A 21,073-nucleotide genomic window follows, 5' to 3' on the forward strand; every position below is an offset into this window, starting at 1 on the left:
GGGTTTCGCCCCTTTTTAAATTTACAAAAACGATAAATTTACTTCAAATTCCACAATCCTAATAAAGGTTAATCAAATTTCGATATAATTACTTATTTATAATTTTTTAAAAAAGGATTTAAGATGAGAATTCCAAATGATTTTGAAAAACTAGGAATTAGCGGTGAAAAAGAAATTTTTTATAATCTTAGCTATGATGAGCTTTTCGAGCACGAAAAACGCGCAAACGAGGGCAAGGTAAGCGATAATGGCACCTTTATGGTCGATACTGGCATTTTTACAGGCAGAAGCCCAAAAGACAAGTATTTTGTAAAGCAAGATCCAAGCGCGAAATATATCAGCTGGGGCAAAATCAATCAACCGATTAACAAAGAGCTTTTTGATAAACTTCTAGCAAAGGCCAAAAATCAGCTTTCAAACAAATCAATCTATGTCCAAGACGCGTATTGTGGCGCTAGTCTAAAAAGTCGCAAAAGCGTGCGTTTCGTAACCGAAGTAGCATGGCAAGCACATTTCGTAAAAAACATGTTTATCCGCCCAAGCGATGATGAGTTAGCAAATTTCCACCCAGATTTCGTGGTTTATAACGCTTGCAAATGCGTAAATGAGGATTACGCCAAAGACGGGCTAAACTCAGATGTTTTTGTAATCTTTAATGTCGAGGAAAATGTCGCAGTCATCGGTGGAACTTGGTATGGTGGCGAGATGAAAAAAGGAATTTTTTCTATGATGAATTACTGGCTACCATTAGAGGGCAAAATGTCAATGCACTGCTCAGCAAATGTCGGAGCTGGCGGCGACACTGCGCTATTTTTCGGACTATCAGGCACTGGCAAGACTACGCTCTCTACCGATCCAAACCGCGCGCTAATCGGCGATGATGAGCACGGCTGGGATGATGAGGGCGTGTTTAACTTCGAGGGTGGTTGCTACGCAAAATGTATAAATCTCGATCCAAGCTCAGAGCCTGAAATTTATGGTGCGATTAAACGCAACGCACTTTTAGAAAATGTCGTAGCTGACGCAAACGGCAAGGTCGATTACGCTGATGGTAGCAAGACAGAAAATACCCGTGTAAGCTACCCAATCGAGCATATCGCAAACCACGAACCAAGCCTAAGCGCAGGACACCCAAAAAATATCATTTTCCTAAGCGCTGATGCTTTTGGCGTTTTACCGCCTGTTGCGAAGCTTACAAAAGAACAAGCGATGTATTATTTCCTAAGCGGATATACTGCCAAAGTCGCAGGAACTGAAAGAGGAATTACTGAGCCAGTTGCAACTTTTAGTGCTTGTTTTGGTGAGCCGTTTATGCCACTTCACCCGACAGTTTATGCAAAACTTCTAGGCGAGAAAATCGACAAACACGGCGTAAATGTATATCTAGTAAATACAGGTTGGAGCGGCGGTGCTTATGGCGTTGGCAAACGCATGAGTATAAAGGCAACTCGTGCTTGTATAAATGCAATCCTTGATGGAAGTATCACAAAATGCGAATTTGAAAATTTTGAAAAATTTAATCTAGCCGTTCCAAAAGAGTTAGCTGGCGTTGAGACAAAACTTCTAAATCCGGCTAACACTTGGGAAAATGCTGATGAATACGCAAAAACTCGCGAGAAACTTGCGAAAATGTTTGTAGAAAATTTCAAACGCTACGAAGATGTCAAAGAGGGCGTAGAGTATGCAAAAGCCGGCCCAAAAGCTTAAAATTTGGCTTTTGTTAGGCACTGCGGGCTTGTTTTTGGGTTGCAAAGGCGAGCCTGCGAATTTAAAAGAACCGCTTCCTAGTAAAAGCGGTTTTTCTTTTTATGATACGCCGATAAACTACATAAACTATATCCGCCAAAGCTCGAATTTAAACCCATTTGCGCCAAATTCGCTTTTAGACAAGGCTGCGCTAAATCACGCCAAATATGTCGTTACAAACGATGAAATCACCCACGATGAGAGCGAAGGAAGGGCTGAATTTAGCGGCAAAACCCCAAGTGATCGCGCATTTAGCGTGGGATTTAATTCAGGCGTGGTAGAAAATCTCTCTTACAACGCCCACGATATCAAGGCCTCAATCGACGGGCTATTAAGCGCGATTTATCATCGTTTTGGGTTTTTGACATTTGACGCAAATATTCTTGGCGTGGGATACTACGAGCAGGGCGAGAAATCTGCCTATGTCTATGAAATGGGAAATGAGTATTTAGAGGAAATTTGTGGTGGCGGAAAGAGCCAGAGTGGGGACGGCAAATTTATCATAGGGCTTTGCAAAAACAAAAGCCTTGCCATACGAAACGAAAACTACGAGCGCACCAGATCGCTAAATACCACGCCTTACGCGCATTATCCAAACAAAGAGCCCGCACTTGCATTTTTTAGCCACGAGCTCCCTGACCCTGTGCCAGAGTGCGCGATTACAGCAAATCCCATTAGCATAGAATTTCACCCCCAAGCCAAACCTGTGGAAATGCTCGAATTTAGGCTATTTGATAGCGAGGGAGCAGAGATTAAAGATATTAAAATTTTGGATAAAAAAAGCGATCCAAATAGGCGTTTTAACGACAAACAATTCGCGCTTTTTAGCAAGGAAGTGTTTAAATTCGACGCTACTTACACGGCGGAATTTAGCTATAAACAGGGCGAAAAGCAAGATAAAATTCGCTGGAATTTCACTACTCAAACCCCAAAATATGACTATTTTATAGTCGGTGGCGGAGAGAATTTAGCCATAAAAAATGGCAAATTTTACGATATATTTTTTGCGCCAAAAGATTGCAACGATGAGGTCAAAAACTACAAAACCAGCTACAACGGCGCAATCGACAAGCCCGAAATCCAAAATATCGCCACAAATATGCTAAGGGTGCGCGTAACTGGCGAGCGGGGCGCCAAGCTCGAAATCAGCACGGATAATGGCGAGGTGGTGAGCTTGTATCTAACAGACGAGCCAAAAAATTCTAGTTTGAAACGCAAAATTATAAATTTATTCTAAGGATTATTGATGAAAAAAATGTGGGAAGGCAGGTTTAGTGAGGCTAGTAGCGAGCTTTTGGAGAGATTTAACGCTTCGATTATGTTCGATAGAGAGCTTTATGAGGACGATATCGCAGGCTCAATCGCTCATGCAAGCATGCTAGGCGATGCAGGAATCATTACCAAAGACGAAGCTAGCGCGATAAAATCTGGTTTGGAGCAAATTTTAGCCGAGATTAATGAGGGGAGGTTTGAGTGGAAAATCGCCGATGAGGATATCCACATGGCAGTCGAAAAACGCCTAAGCGAAATTGTAGGCAAAGAAATCGGCGGCAAGCTCCATACTGCGCGCTCTCGCAACGATCAAGTAGCCCTTGATTTCAGGCGTTTTGTAATGCGAAAAAACCGCGAAATTTCGGTTCAAATTTTAAATTTAATCAAAACCTTGCTTGAAATTTCAAACTCCCACACAGACGCTTTAATGCCGGGCTACACTCATCTCCAACACGCCCAGCCTGTAAGCCTTGCCTTTCATTTGCTAGCTTATATTTATATGTTTAAGCGAGATTATGAAAGGTTTGTGTCAAGCTTTGAGCGCGGAAATTTTAGCCCACTTGGCTCGGCTGCGCTTGCAGGCACCCCACACCGCATAAATCGCCACGCCACGGCTAGTGCGCTTGGATTTTATGCCCCTATGGAAAACGCAATGGACGGCGTGAGCGATAGAGATTTCGCCCTTGAAATTTTATTTAACATTAGTCTATTTTTCATGCACGCTTCAAGGCTGTGCGAAGAGCTGATTTTGTGGAGTTCGAGCGAATTTGGCTTTATCACTATCAGCGACGCGTATTCGACTGGAAGCTCGATAATGCCACAAAAGAAAAACCCCGATGTGGCCGAGCTAATCAGGGGCAAAACTGGTAGGGCTTATGGAAATTTAATGGGGCTTTTAACCGTTATGAAGGGTCTTGCTCTGGCGTATAACAAAGATATGCAAGAGGATAAAGAGGGCGTGTTTGATAGCGTAAAAGCTATTTTGGAGAGCGTTGCAATCCTAAATGAAATGCTAAAAACAGCCAAATTTAACAAAAAAAATATGCTAAGCGCGACTGAGCGCGGCCATTTAAGCGCGACTGATTTGGCGGATTTTTTGGTGCGAGAAAAGGGCGTGGCGTTTCGCGAGGCGCATTTTATCACCGGAAAATGCGTAGCCGCAGCAGAGGGAGCGGGCAAGGATCTAAGCCAAATGAGCGCAGAAGAGCTTCGCTTGGTCGATGAGCGAATCACGCCTGATGCGCTTGCATTTTTGGGGTTAAAAGCTTCGATGGACGCTAGGAAATCTTTCGGCGGGGCTAGCAGTTCTAGCGTGCTAGCGCAGATCGCGAGTGTGCAAAAGTGGCTGGGCGAGAAGAGCAGCTCTATTTAGTTTCAAACACTAAATTTGACGATGAGAGGGTGATTTGGCTAAATTTATGCGAGATAAAATTTTATAAATTTAGCATAAATTCCAAATTTGACGCACTTATTTTTACATCGAAAAATGGGGTAAAATCTTTGGAATTTAACGGCATTAAATTTGATGAAAATATCCAAATTTACGCCATTGGCAAGGCGTGCGCTGACGAGATAAGAGCCCAGGGATACAAAAATATTTTCGTAGCGCAAAACTCCCATGGCGACGAGTTTGCGCGCGAGATTGCCACGCATTTAAAGGGCAAAAGCGCGCTTTATATCAGCGCCAAAGATAGGGTGTCGAATTTGCCCCAAATTTTGCACGAAAATGGCGTAAATTTGACCCATATAATCGGCTACGAAAACAGACCCAAAAAAGCTAGCATTTCGCAAAAACCAGCCCCAAATTCCGTGATAATTTTTACTTCGCCACTAAATGCGAAAAGTTTTATTTCAAATTTTGGTTGGGATAGCTCATATCAGGCGATTTGCATAGGAAATAGCACGGCTAAAATTTTATCCAAATTTACAACGCCCATAATCAGCGAAAATCAAAGCATAAAAGCGTGTGTGGATTTGGCGTTTGCTTGTATTTTAAGGCAAAAAAACATATAATTTCGCTTGCCTGGGTGATGCGCCAGCGTTATTTATGAGGGTCTAACATATTTTAGTAGGCGACGATGTGATTTGCCGGTGTGACGCGGCTCGGTTTGAGGCTCTGAGCTTACGGGTTGCGACCTAAGGGCTTGTCCTAGTTGCAAGATTGGCTTTGTTTTAGGCCGAATCTTTTTCACGCAACGCTCACTTGGGCTATTTTTACACGGAGTTTTACCTTGAAAATTTTAATCATCGGCAGCGGTGGCAGAGAATACGCTATCGCACTTAGACTAAAAGAGGATAAAAATGTTTCAAATCTATATTTTGCCCCAGGAAATGGCGCGACTAGCGCACTTGGCGAAAATTTGGATTTGAAAACTTTTGAGGAACTTGCAAATTTTGCGAAAGACAACAAAATCGATTTGACGATTGTAGGCCCAGAAGATCCGCTTACAAAGGGCATTGTCGATGTATTCAAATCAAAAGGTCTAGTGATTTTTGGACCGAGTAAAGCGGCAGCTCGTTTAGAGGGCTCAAAAGCCTATATGAAGGAGTTTTTGGCTCGCAATGCTATCCGCACAGCTAGATTTTTAAACAGCGATAATTTCGAGGAAATTTCTAAATTTATCCACACCCTAGATGAAAAAGTCGTAGTCAAAGCCGACGGGCTTTGCGCAGGCAAGGGCGTAATAATCGCTCAAAACCACGACGAGGCCAGAGATGCGGCATGGGAAATGCTAAAAGGCAGTTTCGGAGATGCTGGTAAAACCGTGGTTGTCGAGGAGTATTTAGACGGATTTGAGCTTAGCTTTTTTGCGATTTGTGACGGGGATAATTTCGTCTCTTTGCCAGTAGCCCAAGATCACAAACGATTGCTAAACCGCGATCAGGGTCCAAATACAGGCGGTATGGGCGCATACGCTCCAAGCCCGCTAGCAGATGAGGCGCTGATAAAAAGGGTCGAAAACGAAATCGTAGCTCCGACTTTAAGAGGTATGAAAAAAGACGGTAACCCGTTTTGTGGAGTGCTTTTTGTGGGGCTTATGATCGTGGGTGGAGTGCCGTATGTGCTCGAATACAATGTCAGATTCGGCGATCCTGAGTGCGAGGTTTTGATGCCTTTAATCGACGGAAATTTAAGCCAAATTTTATACGATGCAGCCACTGGCAAGCTAACAGACATCAAACTCCGCGATAAATTCGCCGTTGGCGTCGTAAGTGCTAGCGAAAACTACCCTTATAAATCTACGCCAAAAACAAAGATTAATTTAGGCAAAATTCCGGCTAACACTCACATTTGCTATGCTGGCGTTAGCGAAGAAAACGGCGAAATTTACGCAGACGGCGGAAGAGTTTTGGTAAGTGTGGGTGTAGCTAATAATATCAGAGAAGCGCGAAATTTAGCCTATGAATTAGTCAAAAATATAGAATTCGAAGGCTCTCAACACCGAAGTGATATTGCATATCAGGCACTTAGGGACTAAGTAAGTGTTAGCTAGTCTTCCTAAGAGAATTTTCGCCTTTATTTTAGATGAGGTGATTATGGGCGTGCTTTTTACCTTTATGCTCATTAGCGTGGCTTCCGAGCCCTTGCTTGCGGCCTCACAGATGAGCGGAAGCGACCCAATGGCGCTAAATAACGCAATCGCACCGTATTTGCCCTATTTAGTAATGGTGAAATTTTTATATCACGCGATTTTTGTATATTTTTATGGCGCGACTTTGGGAAAACTAGCCCTAAAAATAAAAGTCATCAGCGCTAGGGACGAAAACGAGAGGCTTAGCTTTGGCGTTTGCGCGTTTAGATCGGGCGTTAGGCTGGTTAGCGAAACAGCATTTTATATCGGATTTTTGTTTGCATTTTGGACGAAATTTCGTCAGAGTTTGCAGGATTTGGCAGCAAAAACCTTGGTGGTAGAAATTGAAAAAAAGTAAAATTTTAATATTAACATTTGGTGCGTTAGTGGCAAATTTGCTTAACGCAAAGGTGCAAAATGTCGAGTTAATCGCCGATAATGTCAAGCGAAACGGCTTTTTAACCATAGCCAGAGGCAATGTAACTGTGTATTCACAGGACTATTTTCTCACAGCCGATCGCGCCACTTATGATGAAAAAAACGAAATAATCGAGCTTTTTGGCAATGTGAATGCTATGCGTGGGGATAACGAAACCACCAGAGCCGAATACATTAAAATCGATCTGAAAAACAATACCCAAGAGGGCAAAGCGACCTTTATGATGGATAAAGACGCTGAGCTTTGGATGCAAAATGATGAGAGTTGCAGTGATAGCGAGTATTACCGTGTCAAGGGCTCTGTGATATCTAGCTGTAATGTCAATGATCCAGACTGGAAAATCAAATTTAGCAGTGGCAAGCTAAATAAAGAGAGCAAATTTTTACACCTTTTCAACCCTAGATTTTATATCGGCGATGTGCCTGTGTTTTATCTGCCGTATTTTGGCGTGCCTACTGATACTACCCGCAGAACCGGTCTCTTGCCACCAGAGGGCGGGTATATCGGCGATGAGGGCGTGTATTATAAACAGCCGATTTATTTCGCGCCGTATGATAGCTGGGATTTGCAGTTAGACCCGCAGGTTCGTTCGCGCCGTGGTTTTGGTGTGTATGGGACATTTAGGTTTGCGGATTCGCCGTATTCAAGGGGTGAAATTCGTGGCGGTGTGTTTGATAATTTCACCCGCGCCCAAGAACGCTTAGAGTATAAAAACGAAAAACATTACGGATACGAGATAGAATATGACAGAAGCAAGCTTGTAGGATACCTAATCGACGGAAATTTCAAAGAAAATTTATGGATCGACTTTACGAAATTAAACGACCTTGAATACTATGATTTAAAGAGCAAAGGTGGCGTCGATGAGGACGATAACGCGCTAGTAACCTCTAAGCTAAATTATTATTTGACGACAGATGAGCATTATTTCGGGCTTTATGGCAGGTATTATATCGACACTAGCAAGCTCAACCAAGATAGCGTCTTCCAAAACCGCGACACAGTTCAAGAGCTACCGACTGCGCAATATCATAAATTTATCGATGATATCTTTGTGCCAAATTTGCTCTACTCTGTGGATTTAAAGGCGCGAAATTTCACCCGCCAAGAAGGCGTTACCGCACGCCAATACGAGCTTGATATTCCACTTAGTTATAGCGATAGATTTTTGGGCGATTATTTGGGACTTAGCGTGAGCGAGCGTGTGTATATGACGCATATAGATTGGAGCGATAAATACTACTACGCAAATGGCGAGCTAGAAGCTGATAAAAGCACATTTTACGCCAATCAATATACCGAATTTTCAGCATTTACGGATTTAGCCAAGGCGTATGAGAGCTTTTATCATACTATGACTTGGAGGGCTGATTTAAGGATTCCTGGCTGGCAAAAGGGCGAGATTGATAAGAGAATTTTGAAATCTCACCAATATGAATACGATGAAAAAAATGGAAATTTACGCAAATCCCGCTTGGCAAGGTTACAAGATTCGCTGTATTGGGAGGATAATTTCCTTGGCGAGTTGGCTGATGAATACACACACGAAAATATAGCTCTTGGCATGACGCAGTATTTTTACGACGAAAATGGGCGCAAATTTATCCGCCACTCGGCTAAACAAAGCTATGATTTTGACGATGAAGAGCTGGGGAATTTCGACCATAGATTTGATATTTATTTCGCAAATGGGCTAAATTTAGGCAATCGTTTCAGATACTCGCACAAATACGATAGTTTTAGCAAGGTTCAAACCTACGCAAACTACTCGAATTCTGATTTTAGCGCGAGCATAAGCCATGCTTATACCTACGATCAATTCGGCGATGAAAACGAAAAAAGGTATAAAAAAGACAACTACACAATCGCAAATTTAAGCGCGAATTTGCCAGGAAATAACAAAATTTTCGGGCGCTGGGAGTATGATTTGGCTAGGTCGTATTCAAAAATGTGGAGGCTAGGTATCACGCATACGAGAAAGTGCTGGAACTACTCTTTCGTCTATCAAGAAGACATCGAGCCAAAAAACACGAGCAACGCTGATTACACCAGGGCTAAAAAAGAGCATGGATTTTACTTTTTCGTAAATTTCTACCCATTTGGCGGGGTTGGATATGATTTTTCGGTTGATACTGAGTATGGTGAAGCGCAATGATACCAAGAGCGGAATTGATGTTTGAAAACGAAGTAGAAGCAGCCGAAAAGCTAGCTGAAATTCTGCCCTCAAATGCGGTAAAAAACGAAAATTTCCTAATCATAGCCCAGTCGTTATCATCGATTTATTTGGTAAAAAGACTATCTGAAAAGCTAAATTTAAGCTATGAATTTTTATTTAGCGAGATGATTTATGCGCCAAATAATCCAGAATGCGTGATAGCCTGTGTGAGCGAAACGCAAGAGATAGTTTTTATAGATGAACTTGTCAAAAGCTTTGGGATAAGTTTGGATTATATTTACGGGCAGGCTAACCGCAAATATGAGGAAAAAATTTTAAAAAATGTCTATAAATTTCGCAAGGGCGCGCTTTTGCCTGATTTGGCTAGAAAAAATGTAATCTTAGTCGATGAGGGTTGCGAGAGTGGGCTTACGACGATGACATGTATAAAAACCCTAATCAAGCTAAATGCAAAGACGATTTTTTATGCTACGCCGGTTATTAGCACTGATAATGCCGAAGAGATAGAAGCCGCGGTAGATGGGCTATACGCCGTGCATAAAATAAAAGATTTTGTAAATGTGGATTTTTATTACAAAGAGAAAAAAGAGGAAAAAGCCGAGGATATTATGCAAATTTTAAATAATTGCGAATTTTACCTACCATTTCACAAAGAAAAAAACATTGATAAAAACGAAAACAAGGAGAGTAACAATGCAGTGCAAGATTGATGTAAATAATCAATTAGAAATTTTTGACATAGACAAGGTCGCAAAACAAGCAGCGGGTGCTGCGCTTATGCGTGTGGGTGATACTGTGGTGCTAGCTACGGTCGCTAGGGAAGATAGACAGGTAGAGGAAGATTTCTTGCCACTAACCGTGCAATATATCGAAAAAATGTATGCCGTGGGAAAAATCCCTGGCGGATATATCAAAAGAGAGACCAAACCGGGCGATTTTGAGACGCTAACTAGCCGTATTATAGATCGCTCGCTTCGCCCCCTTTTTCCAAAAGGATATGCTTACCCTACCCAAATCGTAGTTTATGTCCTTTCAGCAGATCCTGAGGTGGATTTGCAGGTCGTGAGCCTAAATGCGGCAAGTGTGGCGCTATATCTAAGCGATATTCCTATGAAAGCCCCAGTTTGCGGTGTCAGAGTGGGCCAAATAGACGGAGAGTTTGTGCTAAATCCGTCAAATTCAGCCCTTAAAAATTCAGCCCTTGATCTGTATGTAGCTGGCGTGGGCGATGAGCTTTTGATGATTGAGATGCGCTCGCTCCCTCAAATCGTAGATGGCGTCCAAAGCATGAACGAACTACCAGAGGATTTGACAGCCCAGGCGATAAATTTCGCTGCTAAGGCTATCGAAGAGGGCTCGCGCAAATACGAGGAAGCGTTTTTAGCGCTTAAAAAACCAGACGCAAATTTAGAGTATAAACCAGAAATCGAAGATGAAAATATCGCCAAATACATCGATGAAAACTACAAAGACGCCGTAAAAGAGGCGATTAATCAAATGGCAAAAAGCGAGCGCGCAACCGAGCTAAATAAAATTGTAGATAAAATTTTAACTGATGAAATCGCGGTGCAAAACGAGTGGCAAAAAGATGTCATCACAAATGTCATTGGCAAATACAAACGCCAAATCATACGCACTCAAATCATCGAAGAGCGTCGCAGAGCCGACGGACGCGCGCTAAATGAGGTGCGCCCAATCAGCATTGAGACAAACATTTTGCCACGCGCGCACGGCTCATGCCTCTTTACCCGCGGTCAAACACAGGCTTTGGTGGTGGCAACTCTGGGTGGGGATAGCGACGCTCAGCTTAGCGATAGCTTAACTAGCCCAGAGCCGATAGCTGAGAAATTTATGTTTAATTACAACTTCCCTGGATTTTGCGTAGGCGAAGCAAGCCCGCTAAAAAGCCCAGGTCGCAGGGAGTTGGGACATGGAAATTTGGCAAAACGAGCGATTTTTCCAAGCATTGATATAAACTCTCCTCAATCAATGCGCGTAGTAAGCGAAATTTTAGAAAGCAACGGATCTAGCTCAATGGCCTCAGTGTGCGGTGGCGCACTATCGCTTCGCGCAGCCGGTGTAAAAACCATAAAACTAGTCGCAGGTGTGGCTATGGGACTAATCTTTGAGGGCGACAAACACGCGATTTTGACTGACATTATGGGCTTAGAAGATCACGACGGGGATATGGATTTCAAGGTCGCTGGTAGCAACGACGGAATTACCGCGCTTCAAATGGATATCAAGCTTGGCGGAATTAGCCTAGAAGTGCTAAAAGAGGCGCTAGCGCAAGCCAAAGAGGGCAGAGCGCATATATTAAATTTAATGGAGGAAGCAAACGCAAATATCGTAATCAACGAAGCCGTGCTTCCAAAACTCGAAATTTTCAGCGTCGATCCTAGCAAAATCGTCGATATCATCGGTCAAGGCGGAAAAACGATTAAGGAAATCACCGAAAAATTTGGCGTTAGCATTGATTTAGATCGCGAAAAAGGCGAGGTTAAAATCCAAGGCGCGAACAAAGACGGCGTCGATGGTGCAAAAGAGAAAATCCTTTCTATCGTTTCAAATGCGAAAGATTTCCGCAAACCGCGTGGCGATAGAGGCGATAGGCACGAGCGCAAAGAGGTAAAATTTGAAATCGGCGAGGAATTTGACGGCGTAGTGCAAAGCTCACTAGATTTTGGCACATTTATTTCACTTCGCGACGGCGTAGATGGGCTTTTAAGAGCGAAATTTATCACAACTCCATTTAAACCAGGCGATGTGGTTAGAGTGCGCGTAACAGAGCAAAAAGGTAGTAAAATTTCACTTGAATTAGTGTAAAAAGGAGGCAAAATGGAGCTGAAAAAACTTTTTTTCCCAATCGGTGGCGGCGAAGAGTTAGAGGGCAGAATTCGTGGTGCGTTGCTTGTGAATAAATTTTTTGGCACACACATGAATATCATGGCATGCCAGCTAGATCCTAAGATGATTTATAATGTCCGCATGACGCTAAAAGGCGGAGTTTTGATGGACGAGTTTTTGGAGTCGGCAAACGAGGAGATGAAGGCTGAGCGCGATGAAATCGGCGCAGTTTTCGAGGCGGAGTGCAAAAAAATCGGCCTTGATATGCACGAAGATGAGAGAGTAGGAAAAAGTGCGTGCTTGCGCCATTTGGTAGGAATTCGCTCCGAGCTAGTTGAAAAGCATTCTAAATACTGCGATCTTGTCGTGGTCTCAGTGCCCCCAACTGGCACGATTACGGGCACTTTCGAGGCGGCTGTTTCAAAAAGTGGCAAGCCTTGTATCGTAATCCCAAGAGAGCTAAAAAGCTTCAAAGCTGATAAAATTTTGGTCTCTCTTACAGGCACGGCTGCAAGCGCCAGAGCGCTCGATCACTCGCTAGACTTGCTCAAAAAAGCGCAAAATGTTACAATCATCACAGCCAATCACTATCTCCAAGATAGCGCAGAAGAGACTAAGCGCAGAATCACCGAGTATCTAGCACTGCACGATGTGAAAGTCGATAAATTCGAGCTTTTAAATATTGACGGCAAAATTCCAGGGCAGGTTTTGATAGACTATGCAAACAACGGCGGATACGATTTAATCGTCGCTGGACTTCACTCAAACACTGGAATTAAGGAAATTCTGCTTTCAGGAACGAGCAAATTTTTCTTGCAAAATACGCAAATTCCTGTTTTAATGTAAATTTTATATGGGATTTTCCCATATAAAATCCTAAATTTAAAATGAAAAACAAATTTGTCTATATTCTGGCATTTTCGCATTTGTGCTGTGATATAAACCAAGGCGCACTCGTAGCGATTTTGCCGTTTTTAATCGCCAGCTATCACTACGATTACGCAACTGCTGCAAGCCTAGTCATGGTCTCAAATATCGTGGGCTCGCTAATCCAGCCCGTTTTTGGCTCGCTCGCTGATAAGAAAAACACCCCTTACATTATCCCGCTAGGTCTTATTTTAGCAGGTGGCGGTATCGCGCTAAGTGGCGTTGCGCCCTCGTTTGCCGTGCTTTGTGCGGTCGTGATGATTACAGGAATTGGCGTGGCGATGTTTCACCCACAAGCCGCAAGAGCCATAAACAAATGTTCAAATTCGCACAACAAAGCCCAAAATATCGGCATTTTCTCATTTGGTGGGATTTTGGGATTTTCTTTGGGTCCGCTTTTCATGACAGCGATTATTAGCGCGTTTGGGCTAAAAGGGACACTGATTTTCATAATTCCGCAAATTTGCGTTAGTATTGTGTATAGATTTTTTTACGCCGAATTTAAAAGACTTGGCGAAATTACACCCAAAACAGCCACAAACACCCAAACTAGCGGCGTCGATGACTGGGGCGGATTTTATAAACTTATGGCGTTAATCTGTGGGCGTTCTATCATTTTTCACGGATTTAATACATTTTTGGCACTTTATTTTATCTACGAATTTGACCAAAGCAAGGCTTACGCAAACATACTATTAAGCGCATATATCGGCGTGAGCGCGATTTTTACCCTTCTTGGTGGCAGGTTTGCCGATAAATTCGGCTTTACAAAGATGATAAAAATCTCATTTCTCTGCCTTTTGCCGATTATGATCATGTTTGCAACCGCGCAAAATTTGGGCTTTGCCGTGGTTTTATTAGCACCGCTTGGCATTTTTCTAGCTCTTTCTTATAGCCCGATTATCGCGCTTGGGCAGGGCTATTTGCCAAACCGCGTTGGGCTTGCTTCTGGCGTTACATTTGGGCTGACTGTCAGCATTGGCGGGATTTTTGCGCCGATTTTGGGCTTAATAGCCGATAAATTTGGACTTAGTTATGTTTTTTACACGCTTTGCGGGGTTTGCGTTTTGCCACTAATCATGGCGTTTTTCTTGCCAAATTTAGAAAAAAGGCAAAGCTTATGAAATATTTTTGGCGTTATAGCTCACCGCTTGGCGAGATTTTTATGCAAAGCGACGGAGCAAATTTAACAGCGCTTAAATTTGGCAAATTTAGCGATTTTGGCGCAGAATTTAGGGAGCAAAATTTGCAAATTTTTAGGGATACCTGCGCTTGGTTGGATATTTATTTTAGTGGAAATTTGCCAAATTTCACACCTAAAATTTCACTAATTGGTAGCGATTTTCAGCTTGAAATTTGGCAAATTTTAATGCAAATTCCTTTTGGGACTACTACGACTTACGGCGATATTGCGCACGAAATCTCACTAAAAAGACAAATTCCAAAAATGTCCGCCAGAGCCGTTGGCAGGGCAGTGGGAGCAAATCCTATCGCGATAATTATCCCTTGCCACCGAGTTATCGGCAGTGGCGGCAAACTCACAGGCTACGCATACGGAGTGGATAAAAAACGCTTTCTTTTAAATTTAGAAAGTCTCGCCTTTGGCGTGAAAACGCTGTAATCATAAAAACTCATTTTAACTCTCATATAAAATTTAATTGATAATGCTCATTTTTAGGCTCTCTTTTTTTAAATTCGAAGTCGCTAAGCCCAAGCACTATAGAACAAAGTGGCGAGTATCCCTTAGGAATACCCGCTCTTTTGGCGAGTTCTGGCTCGTCAAAAAGCGTAACCACGACGGTGTTTATCAGGCACGAGCTAAGCCCAAGCTCGGTGGCGCGAAGTTGCATGTTTTGCATAAGTGAGCCCATTGTCCAATAGACATTTCTGTGGATATTTTCTGGGTGCAAAAACTCAAATCCAGCCGGGACCTCATCTGCCAATCTCCCAGAGATTAAAACATACACAGGTGCGCCGTAAAGCGTGTTTGTCATACCCATGCTTTCTAGCATTTTGCTAAATTTTTTACTCGCAGCCGCGTCTAAATCGCGGAGCAAATCTTTGTCTGTGATGACGCTAATGTGTGCGTCTTTGGTCGTAAAAAGCGCAGGGGCTAAAAACCCAGCCTCCAAAACAGCCTTGATTTGCTCAGGGCTTGGCATTTTATCGCTAAATTTTCGCACACTTTGGCGTCTTTGCATTGCTTCTAAAAGTTCCATTTTTTATCCTTTCTTTGGAATTTGAAATTTATTTTAAAAAAACAGCGTCGGCTCTTGTCTTCGTTGTGAATCAGCCACAAACGAAGTGATGATATCTACCATTTCTTTGGCGGCGATTGGCTTAATCGCGCCCTTTGGACAGCGATTGACGCAACTATAACACGAAATGCACTTTTCTAAATCAAACGCCTTATTTTCGATATTGATTGCGCCTGTGGGGCAGTTTTTCACGCAGGTTTTACACTCTATGCACTCAGCGGTAAATTCTTTGGCTTTATACTCTGGCGGTAGCGCGTATGCCACTTCTGGGTGCTCTTCGCGGTAAGCCACGACCTGTTTGCCCATTTCCCAGTCTCCCCAGCCAGTTTTTAGCTCATCATGCACGCTCAAATCGCCACGCAAAAATTTTTCGTAAGAGGCTTTGGCGAAATTTTTAATGATTTGCTTGTCGCTTTTATCTGGGCGGTTGTCGGCTAGCCCTTTTAGCATGGAGTATCTAGCGATGAAAGCACCCAGTGAGACCACGCTAAACCCGCTGTTTAGGGCGCGTTCGCTCATTTCCTTTATAGCTATGCCATAATACGCATTGCTATAAGTTACAACCCCGATAAATGGCGTATTTTGCGCCTTTAAGCAAGCAAACATCTCATCTGAAAGTGTGAAAAGCTTGCCTGTGCTCATACAGCCAAAAATCACCAAATCATCTTTGGTGAAATTGTGTATTTTTTCGCGGTTTTCTTTGCGCAAAAGATTGATTTTTTTGATTTCAAATTCGCCCGAATTTGCGATCTCTTCCCCTATCATTTTGACGATTTTCTCAGTCGAACCACTCGGACTAAAATATACCAAATACAAATTTTTCTTCGCCATTTTTACCCCTTTAATTAAAATTTTGATAAAATTGCAAAATTCTTGTGAATTATATCGCATACGATATAATTTGTCAAATTTGAAATTTGGAGAAAAAATGAGCGATAAATACGATATGTTGCTGCTAGAAAATCAAATTTGCTTCCCGACTTACGCTGTGGCAAATAAAATTTTAAGGCGTTATCAACCTTTGCTTAAAAAGATAAATTTAACCTATACGCAATACATCGTAATGATGGTTTTGTGGGAAAAAAAGCAAATAAATGAAAAAGTTTTGGTTAAGGCTTTGTTTTTGCAGGCAAACACGCTATCAAATTTGCTTAAAAATCTCAAATCCAAAGGCTTCGTCGATATCGAAAAAGACCCCAGCGATAAGCGAAATATCATAATCTCGCTCACCAAAGAGGGTGAAGCTTTGCGCGAAAAGGCGCTAAAAGTCCCGCAAACTTTGGCGAACGAGCACTGGCTAAGCGACGAAGAGTTTGCGACATTTAAAAAACTGCTTTTAAAACTGCTTCGTGGCGAGTGGGAAGGGTGCAAATAGCGCAAACGGCGCAAAAGGCGCAAATTTCGCTGTTACGTTAAATTTATTCGGGCGAAATTTGCGTTAAATTTCGAATTTTTCGCGCAAAATTCGCCAAATTTTACTAAAATTTTAATCCGCTTTTTGGATTAAAACTCTCTCACATTTTATGATTTCATCAAATCCGCTTTCGAATTTACCGAGATTTATGACGCCTTCGTAGTATGGCTGAGGTTTGTAGTAAAGCACCAAATTTCCCCACGGCGAGAAATAGCCAAGATCGCCGACTTTGCCGTCCGAGCTGGGATCGCCGGCAAAATTTAATCGCACAGGCAAATCCGCGATTTTTTCTCGCCCAGCGTAATCTTTCAAATTTAACTCTAATGGCAAATTTTCATAAAAACTCTTTGCCGCGCTAGTATTCCCCAAAACCGCCACAGCTTCGGCGTTTTCACAGCTAAATTTTACTCTCATCTCGCCTCCAAATGCAAAAATTATACTCAAACACAAAAAAATCAGTTTTTTCATAAATTTCCTTTCAAATTTAGCCCAAATTCATCTGCGCTAACTTCGCACCAAGCTCAAAAGCATTTTGCAAATCTTGCGAAAACTGCGTATCTCGCACCATTTTTTTGTACGGTTCGCTAAACATATTGCAATCATACTTCGAATAGTCCTTAAACTGGTAAGTATCGCACGCCAAAAGCGTTTCGCAGTGCCCATAGACCATTTTTAGTCCGAGCTCGTTTCCGCTCCACATCGCTTCCATGTTATACTGCGCGACCTGCTCTTTTGTCGCGTTCATCGTATAGATTAACCCAACCGGGATTTTTTCTTTAAATTTAGCTCATAGCGTCCGTTTTCATCTAGCATATACGACCCACTGGCAAAAAGCATACGCTCCAAAAGGTTTCTAAACATGCCTGTCGGATAAAAATCATAAATCGGAGAGCCGATTATTAGGGCATCAGCGTTAATTATTTTTTCTAAAACCGCCCTTCCTTCGTCTTTTACGGCGCAAAGTCCGCCTAGACTTTTGCTCTTTCTTTTACAGGCAAAACAACTTATACAGCCCTTAAAATCCACATCGCCTAAATTTATAAACTCAGTCTTTGCGCCCACGCTTTGTGCGCCCTTTTCGCTAGATTTTAAAATTTCAGCCGTGTTGAAATTTTTCCTTGGACTTGCGTTTATGATGATAACTTTTTTCATATTTTTCCTTAAATTTATTGCCTAATTCTGCAAATTTTATTTTAGCAAAATTCCGTTAGCATTTAGCCATGCTTTTATGTCATCGCCGAGAGTCGCACCACCCGAATAATGCACCGATAACGCATTTCCGATAGGCGAATTTGGCGCAAGCTTGGCAATAGCCGTGACACTAGCCCCCATTCTGCCCCCACCATGCGAAGCAAACGGAATTATCATTTTGCCGTTAAAATCATAGCTTTCAAGTAGCGTTGCAATGGGCATTGGGATACTTGCCCACCAGTTTGGATAGCCTAGTAGTATCGTATCATACTGCTCGAAATTTTTGATTTGTGCATCTATTTTTGGGCGTTTTTGTTTATGTTGGTCACTCCCAGCCTGCATTAAACAAGTATTGTAATCATCAGAATACGGCGTTTCTAGGCGAATTTCAAAGATGTCTGCGCCCGTGATTTTGCGAATTTCTCTGGCTATGCCACGCGTATTTCCGCCCCACGAGAAAAATACGATTAGGATTTTTTCGTGTTTGCTTTGAATAAAACTTTCGTTTTTGGCTTCGATTTTGCCTAAATTTGGCGAATTTTTGGCATTTCTTGCAAGGCGAATTCCAAGATTGTGATTTTTATAATTTGACTGAGCTGCCGCCCTGTAAGCACTGCGTAAATTTTTGCCAAAGTCGTTCCAGCCGCCACCCCTATAAACATGCCTTGTGCCGACACTCGCGCCTGTGGGATTTAGCGCGTCCCCGCTCTCGTAAGCGCCGTAAAAATCCCAGCACCACTCATTTACATTTCCGTGTATGTCAAAAAGACCAAAGCCGTTTGGCGAAAAGCTACCCACTTCTATCGTGCGATAGCGTGGGCTTGTGGGTTTTGCTTTTAGTTTGCTATTGTCAAAATAATTTTCTTCGATTTCATAAGGGTAGTTTGAGTAAAAATTCGCCTCTTTTCCGCTTGGCGGGATCTCTGAGCTAAACGGCGTCGAAGTCCCAGCTCTGGCTGCAAATTCCCACTCGGCTTCGCTTGGCAGACGGTATCCATTTGCGCCCATGTCCCAAATAACCGAATCCGGCGTGATTTCGTAAGCTGGATTTAGCCCTTCGCTAAGGCTTTTTAGGTTGGCAAATATTAGCGCATCTAGCCACGAAACATTTTCTACAGGCAAATTAACACCTTTGTTTTCGCTTGGATTAACGCCTGTGATGCGTTCGTATTCGCCCTGCGTGATTTCGTGAGTGCCGATATAAAAATCACTCACGCCCACTTCATGTGCCATCTCGTCATCGCTTCGCCAGTTTTCGCTTTTCTCGCTTCCCATGATGAAATTTCCGCCTTTAATCAAAACGAAATTTTTATCTAAATTTGTGGAATTTTTCTGCGTATCGCTTAAAATTTGCTTTGATTTTTCATCTAAGATTTTTAGTTTTTCTAAATTTTCATTTTCGTTTGAAACGCTCGCTGTGGCGGTGTTTTCGATGATATTTCTCTTTTTTGAGCCAGTAATATTATAAATCGCCCCGCCAAAAATAAAAATCGCCAAAAGCGCGAAAATAGGCATAAATTTTTTCATTTTGCTTCCTTTAAATTTTTGATAAATTTTGCTAGTAAAAATCCGATAAACGCCCACGAAAAGAGCATTACGGCACCGCGTAGCATACTTTGGTAAAGCGGAATTTTAAAATCCAAAAATGCAAATTGCACCTTAGCTAGCATGTAATCAATCATGCCAGTATCCAAAAATAGCCAAAATCCATAAAGCGAAATTAGCCACGAGCCGATGATTAGGGCATTTGCGAAAGTGCTTGGTTTTAGTTTTTTGGCTAAATTTAGCGCGTGAAAACCGATATGAAGCCCAGCAAACACAAAAAACCAGTGCGTAGCGCATAAATGAAGCACTCTGGCAAATGAAATTTTCATAAATCCGCTAAAAATAGCCGCGGCATATTTACTCATCGCCAAACCCGATATTATGGAGATTGCAAAAGAAATTATAAGGGCGAAATTTATGAAATTTTGAGCCAAATTTGATGAATTTTTTAAAATTTTGAGCTTATACCACCACGAGTTTAAAATTTGGTGGATTAAAACCACAAAAAGAGCAAAAACGCCGATATATTCGTGCGCTCTTTGCTCTGTGGATTGCGAACTCATAAGCAAAATTAACAAAAACGCCAGAAAAATGTCGGTTAGCTGTTTTTGGCTTTTTTTACTCATTTTTCGCCTTGCAAAGCCCATTAATCAGGCAGTTTCCAGCCGTTTAGCATTTCTACTGTTTTTGGGTCTAAGTGGTTGAAATCATTAAATAGCGATGTTTGCTCGTCCATTGCAGCGATTGTTTGCATATCGTTTGCGTCAAGTTCAAAGTCAAAAACGCTGAAATTTTCTATCATGCGTTCTTTGCGAGTGGTTTTTGGTATGACGATAACATCAAGCTGGATAAGATAGCGCAAAATCGTTTGAGCTACCGTTTTACCGTATTTCTCGCCGATTTTTTTAAGGATAGGGTTGTTAAACATATCGTTTCTACCCTCGCCAAAACTCGCCCAGCTTTGCATCGCAACGCCATATTTTTTGGCGATTTCGCGGTCAAATTTACGCTGATGAAATGGATTTAGCTCGATTTGATTAACGGCGGGTTTGATTTCGTTATTTATGGCGAAATCCACTAAGCGATCGGGATAAAAATTGCTAACGCCGATTGATTTTATGCGTCCTTCGTTTTTTAGCCTACTCATCGCGCGCCACGCTCCGTAAATGTCGTTATATGGCTGGTGGAGCAAAAGCAAATCAAGATAATCTAAATTTAACTTTTTCATACTAGCTTCAAAACTGCGTAAAACGCCACTTTCTGTCGCGTTGCTAACCCAAATTTTGGTTGTGATGAAAAACTCATCTCGCTTAATCCCGCCTTTAATAGCCGAATTTACCGCCGCTCCCACGCCAAGCTCATTTTGATATGCCTGAGCCGTATCGATAGAGCGGTATCCTACGCTAATGGCGTCTTCAACGCACCTTTGGGTGTCGTTTTGTGGGATTTGATACACGCCGTATCCTAAAATAGGCATCTTTTTGCCGTCATTTAAAGTGATAAATTTCATAGCTTCTCCTTTCAAAGAATTTGCGTTTAAATTTAGCGCACCGCCAAGCAGTGCCACGCTACCTAAGATCGCAGAATTTTTTAAAAATTCCCTTCTTTGCATAAAAATCCTTTCGGCAAATTTGATGAAATTTTAGCAAATTTGAGAGTAAAATTCATAGAACAATTCTCCAAATT

Annotated in this window: 21 protein-coding genes; 13 read left to right on the forward strand and 8 right to left on the reverse strand. The window is 42.2% G+C overall.

The window, feature by feature from the left end; genetic code table 11:
• Positions 1 to 123 precede the first annotated feature (123 nt).
• The 12 genes from pckA (at position 124) to PF027_RS00215 (ending at position 14,600) form a co-directional block, all read left to right on the forward strand.
• Positions 124 to 1,707, forward strand: a complete 1,584-nt coding sequence (pckA, locus tag PF027_RS00160) for a phosphoenolpyruvate carboxykinase (ATP) (protein WP_270865768.1) — start codon at positions 124 to 126, stop codon at positions 1,705 to 1,707.
• Positions 1,682 to 2,983, forward strand: coding sequence for a CAP domain-containing protein (locus PF027_RS00165; protein ID WP_270872637.1), 1,302 nt, complete (start codon positions 1,682 to 1,684; stop codon positions 2,981 to 2,983). The genes pckA and PF027_RS00165 overlap by 26 nt, the downstream gene beginning before the upstream one ends.
• Positions 2,984 to 2,992: 9 nt before the next feature.
• On the forward strand, positions 2,993 to 4,390 hold the full coding sequence (argH, locus tag PF027_RS00170; protein ID WP_270872638.1) for an argininosuccinate lyase: 1,398 nt from the start codon (positions 2,993 to 2,995) through the stop codon (positions 4,388 to 4,390).
• On the forward strand, positions 4,360 to 5,031 hold the full coding sequence (locus PF027_RS00175; protein ID WP_270872639.1) for a uroporphyrinogen-III synthase: 672 nt from the start codon (positions 4,360 to 4,362) through the stop codon (positions 5,029 to 5,031). The genes argH and PF027_RS00175 overlap by 31 nt, the downstream gene beginning before the upstream one ends.
• Positions 5,032 to 5,249: 218 nt before the next feature.
• Positions 5,250 to 6,497, forward strand: a complete 1,248-nt coding sequence (gene purD, locus PF027_RS00180; protein ID WP_270867895.1) for a phosphoribosylamine--glycine ligase — start codon at positions 5,250 to 5,252, stop codon at positions 6,495 to 6,497.
• Positions 6,498 to 6,501: 4 nt separating this feature from the next.
• Positions 6,502 to 6,948, forward strand: a complete 447-nt coding sequence (locus PF027_RS00185; protein WP_270867896.1) for an RDD family protein — start codon at positions 6,502 to 6,504, stop codon at positions 6,946 to 6,948.
• A 28-nt stretch (positions 6,949 to 6,976) separates the two neighbouring features.
• Entirely contained in the window at positions 6,977 to 9,184 is a 2,208-nt protein-coding gene (locus PF027_RS00190; protein ID WP_270872640.1) for an LPS-assembly protein LptD, read from the forward strand.
• A complete protein-coding gene (locus PF027_RS00195; RefSeq protein WP_270858543.1) occupies positions 9,181 to 9,915 on the forward strand; it encodes a phosphoribosyltransferase family protein in 735 nt (244 codons plus the stop codon). The genes PF027_RS00190 and PF027_RS00195 overlap by 4 nt, the downstream gene beginning before the upstream one ends.
• Positions 9,899 to 12,031 (forward strand): polyribonucleotide nucleotidyltransferase, encoded by a 2,133-nt coding sequence (locus PF027_RS00200; RefSeq protein WP_270872641.1) that lies wholly within the window; start codon positions 9,899 to 9,901, stop codon positions 12,029 to 12,031. The genes PF027_RS00195 and PF027_RS00200 overlap by 17 nt, the downstream gene beginning before the upstream one ends.
• Positions 12,032 to 12,043: 12 nt before the next feature.
• Positions 12,044 to 12,898, forward strand: a complete 855-nt coding sequence (locus tag PF027_RS00205) for a universal stress protein (protein WP_270864717.1) — start codon at positions 12,044 to 12,046, stop codon at positions 12,896 to 12,898.
• 41 nt (positions 12,899 to 12,939) lie between these two features.
• Entirely contained in the window at positions 12,940 to 14,103 is a 1,164-nt protein-coding gene (locus PF027_RS00210) for an MFS transporter (protein WP_270872642.1), read from the forward strand.
• A complete protein-coding gene (locus tag PF027_RS00215) occupies positions 14,100 to 14,600 on the forward strand; it encodes a methylated-DNA--[protein]-cysteine S-methyltransferase (RefSeq protein ID WP_270872643.1) in 501 nt (166 codons plus the stop codon). The genes PF027_RS00210 and PF027_RS00215 overlap by 4 nt, the downstream gene beginning before the upstream one ends.
• A gap of 22 nt (positions 14,601 to 14,622) precedes the next feature.
• Here PF027_RS00215 and PF027_RS00220 read toward each other — a convergent pair whose 3' ends face one another.
• Both PF027_RS00220 and PF027_RS00225 read right to left on the reverse strand, forming a co-directional pair.
• Complete coding sequence (locus tag PF027_RS00220) at positions 14,623 to 15,198, reverse strand: nitroreductase family protein (protein ID WP_270872644.1); 576 nt, start codon at positions 15,196 to 15,198, stop codon at positions 14,623 to 14,625.
• A 33-nt stretch (positions 15,199 to 15,231) separates the two neighbouring features.
• Complete coding sequence (locus PF027_RS00225) at positions 15,232 to 16,068, reverse strand: 4Fe-4S binding protein (RefSeq protein ID WP_270872645.1); 837 nt, start codon at positions 16,066 to 16,068, stop codon at positions 15,232 to 15,234.
• Between the two features lie 97 nt (positions 16,069 to 16,165).
• On the opposite strand from PF027_RS00225, the gene PF027_RS00230 reads away from it, so the two are divergent.
• On the forward strand, positions 16,166 to 16,612 hold the full coding sequence (locus PF027_RS00230) for a MarR family winged helix-turn-helix transcriptional regulator (protein WP_270872646.1): 447 nt from the start codon (positions 16,166 to 16,168) through the stop codon (positions 16,610 to 16,612).
• Positions 16,613 to 16,723: 111 nt separating this feature from the next.
• Here the strand turns inward: PF027_RS00230 and PF027_RS00235 are convergent, their stop codons facing one another.
• From PF027_RS00235 to PF027_RS00260, 6 genes are read right to left on the reverse strand one after another with little or no spacing between them, the layout of a single operon-like run.
• A complete protein-coding gene (locus PF027_RS00235; protein WP_270872647.1) occupies positions 16,724 to 17,119 on the reverse strand; it encodes a cyclophilin-like fold protein in 396 nt (131 codons plus the stop codon).
• A 16-nt stretch (positions 17,120 to 17,135) separates the two neighbouring features.
• Positions 17,136 to 17,396 (reverse strand): hypothetical protein, encoded by a 261-nt coding sequence (locus tag PF027_RS00240; RefSeq protein ID WP_270872648.1) that lies wholly within the window; start codon positions 17,394 to 17,396, stop codon positions 17,136 to 17,138.
• An 8-nt stretch (positions 17,397 to 17,404) separates the two neighbouring features.
• The gene (locus tag PF027_RS00245) at positions 17,405 to 17,803 is read right to left on the reverse strand and encodes a flavodoxin family protein (RefSeq protein ID WP_270872649.1); all 399 of its coding nucleotides are present in this window, start codon (positions 17,801 to 17,803) and stop codon (positions 17,405 to 17,407) included.
• 36 nt (positions 17,804 to 17,839) lie between these two features.
• Positions 17,840 to 19,369, reverse strand: a complete 1,530-nt coding sequence (locus PF027_RS00250; protein ID WP_270872650.1) for a flavodoxin — start codon at positions 19,367 to 19,369, stop codon at positions 17,840 to 17,842.
• Complete coding sequence (locus PF027_RS00255; protein ID WP_270872651.1) at positions 19,366 to 20,013, reverse strand: DUF4405 domain-containing protein; 648 nt, start codon at positions 20,011 to 20,013, stop codon at positions 19,366 to 19,368. The genes PF027_RS00250 and PF027_RS00255 overlap by 4 nt, the downstream gene beginning before the upstream one ends.
• 20 nt (positions 20,014 to 20,033) lie before the next feature.
• On the reverse strand, positions 20,034 to 20,999 hold the full coding sequence (locus tag PF027_RS00260; RefSeq protein WP_333720397.1) for an aldo/keto reductase: 966 nt from the start codon (positions 20,997 to 20,999) through the stop codon (positions 20,034 to 20,036).
• Positions 21,000 to 21,073 lie beyond the last annotated feature (74 nt).

The sequence above is a fragment of the Campylobacter sp. VBCF_01 NA2 genome (assembly GCF_027797205.1).
GTDB lineage: Bacteria > Campylobacterota > Campylobacteria > Campylobacterales > Campylobacteraceae > Campylobacter_B.